The sequence below is a fragment of the Paenibacillus sp. P4_A9 genome (genome assembly GCF_056402415.1).
Genome location: NZ_JBFUHL010000165.1, coordinates 1 through 2,932 on the forward strand (window position 1 = coordinate 1; position 2,932 = coordinate 2,932).

The 2,932-nt window shown below is 53.1% G+C and carries 1 rRNA gene; it reads right to left on the bottom strand.

Annotation, left to right across the window (positions count from 1 at the left end):
• Positions 1–11 precede the first annotated feature (11 nt).
• Positions 12–2,925 (bottom strand): 23S ribosomal RNA (locus AC1DVJ_RS30465).
• Between the last annotated feature and the right edge of the window lie 7 nt (positions 2,926–2,932).

Below are 2,932 nucleotides of genomic sequence, written 5' to 3' on the forward strand. Positions count from 1 at the left end.
TCTTAGGAATTTTGGTTAAGCCCTCGACCGATTAGTATTCGTCAGCTGCATACGTTGCCGCACTTCCACCTCGAACCTATCAACCTCGTCGTCTACAAGGGGTCTTACATACTGGGAAATCTCATCTTGAGGGGGGCTTCGCGCTTAGATGCTTTCAGCGCTTATCCCCTCCGTACATAGCTACCCAGCGATGCCTCTGGCGAGACAACTGGTACACCAGCGGTACGTCCATCCCGGTCCTCTCGTACTAAGGACAGCTCCTCTCAAATTTCCTACGCCCGCGACAGATAGGGACCGAACTGTCTCACGACGTTCTGAACCCAGCTCGCGTACCGCTTTAATGGGCGAACAGCCCAACCCTTGGGACCTACTTCAGCCCCAGGATGCGATGAGCCGACATCGAGGTGCCAAACCTCCCCGTCGATGTGGACTCTTGGGGGAGATAAGCCTGTTATCCCCAGGGTAGCTTTTATCCGTTGAGCGATGGCCCTTCCATTCGGTACCACCGGATCACTAAGTCCGACTTTCGTCCCTGCTCGACTTGTAGGTCTCGCAGTCAAGCTCCCTTATGCCTTTGCACTCTRCGAATGATTTCCAACCATTCTGAGGGAACCTTTAAACGCCTCCGTTACATTTTAGGAGGCGACCGCCCCAGTCAAACTGCCCACCTGACACTGTCCCCATACCGGATCACGGTACTAGGTTAGAACTCCGATACGATCAGGGTGGTATCCCAACGATGCCTCCACCCAAGCTGGCGCTCAGGCTTCAAAGGCTCCCACCTATCCTGTACAGATCGTACCAAAGTCCAATATCAAGCTGCAGTAAAGCTCCATGGGGTCTTTCCGTCTTGTCGCGGGTAACCTGCATCTTCACAGGTATTAAAATTTCACCGGATCTCTCGTTGAGACAGCGCCCAAGTCGTTACGCCATTCGTGCGGGTCAGAATTTACCTGACAAGGAATTTCGCTACCTTAGGACCGTTATAGTTACGGCCGCCGTTTACTGGGGCTTCAATTCATAGCTTCGGGTTGCCCCTAACCACTCCTCTTAACCTTCCAGCACCGGGCAGGCGTCAGCCCGTATACTTCGCCTTGCGGCTTCGCACAGACCTGTGTTTTTGCTAAACAGTCGCTTGGGCCTTTTCACTGCGGCCCCCTCGGGCTATTCACCCTACCGAGGCACCCCTTCTCCCGAAGTTACGGGGTCATTTTGCCGAGTTCCTTAACGAGAGTTCTTCCGCGCGCCTTAGAATTCTCTTCTCACCCACCTGTGTCGGTTTGCGGTACGGGCACCTTCGCCTGGCTAGAAGCTTTTCTTGGCAGTGTGAACTCATGACCTTCGGTACTTAAATTTCCCTCCCCATCACAGCCCAGCCTTACGATKWGCGGATTTGCCTACACAYCAGCCTCACTGCTTGGACGAGCATCCATCAGCTCGCGTCACTATCCTTCTGCGTCACTCCATTGCTCATAACGGCTACGGTGGTACAGGAATTTCCACCTGTTGTCCATCGACTACGCCTTTCGGCCTCGCCTTAGGTCCCGACTTACCCTGAGCGGACGAGCCTTCCTCAGGAACCCTTAGGTTTTCGGCGGATCAGATTCTCACTGATCTTTTCGTTACTTATACCGGCATTCTCACTTGTATGCGCTCCACCTGTCCTTACGGTCAGAATTCTACGTACATACAACGCTCCCCTACCCATGCACATTGTGCAAGCCATAGCTTCGGTGGCGTGTTTAGCCCCGTTACATTTTCGGCGCAGAGTCACTCGACCAGTGAGCTATTACGCACTCTTTCAATGGTGGCTGCTTCTAAGCCAACATCCTGGTTGTCTGTGCAACTCCACATCCTTTCCCACTTAACACACACTTGGGGACCTTAGCTGATGGTCTGGGCTGTTTCCCTTTTGACAATGGATCTTAGCACTCACTGTCTGACTCCCGGATTTAAGTTTGTGGCATTCAGAGTTTGACTGGACTTGGTAACCCTTGGCGGGCCCCGCACCCAATCAGTGCTTTACCTCCACAACTCAACATCCGAGGCTAGCCCTAAAGCTATTTCGGGGAGAACCAGCTATCTCCGAGTTCGATTGGAATTTCTCCGCTACCCCCACCTCATCCCCGAATTTTTCAACATTCGTGGGTTCGGGCCTCCAGTGAGTGTTACCTCACCTTCACCCTGGACAGGGGTAGATCACACGGTTTCGGGTCTACGTCCACGTACTAAAGCGCCCTATTCAGACTCGCTTTCGCTGCGGCTCCGTCTYTTCAACTTAACCTCGCACGGGAACGTAACTCGCCGGTTCATTCTACAAAAGGCACGCCATCACCCATATAGAGGGCTCTGACTTTTTGTAAGCACACGGTTTCAGGTTCTTTTTCACTCCGCTTCCGCGGTGCTTTTCACCTTTCCCTCACGGTACTGCTTCACTATCGGTCACTAGGGAGTATTTAGCCTTGGCAGATGGTCCTGCCGGATTCCGACGGGGTTTCACGTGACCCGCCGTACTCAGGATACCTCTAGGGGWTTCGTTCAGTTTGGGCTACAGGGCTTTTACCTTCTATGCCGGACCTTTCCAGATCACTTCGCCTACCAAACTAACCCCATRTCGAGGTCCTACAACCCCAAGGAGCAAGCTCCTTGGTTTGGGCTATTCCGCTTTCGCTCGCCGCTACTGACGGAATCACTTTTGTTTTCTTTTCCTCCAGGTACTTAGATGTTTCAGTTCCCTGGGTCTGCCTCCAATGTAGCTATGTATTCACTACATGGTAACTGCGCATTACCACAGCTGGGTTCCCCCATTCGGACATCCCCGGATCAAAGCCTGCTTACGGCTCCCCGAGGCATTTCGTCGTTCGCCACGTCCTTCTTCGGCTCCTAGTGCCTAGGCATCCTCCGTGTGCTCTTTCTAGCTTAACCTAGAAAA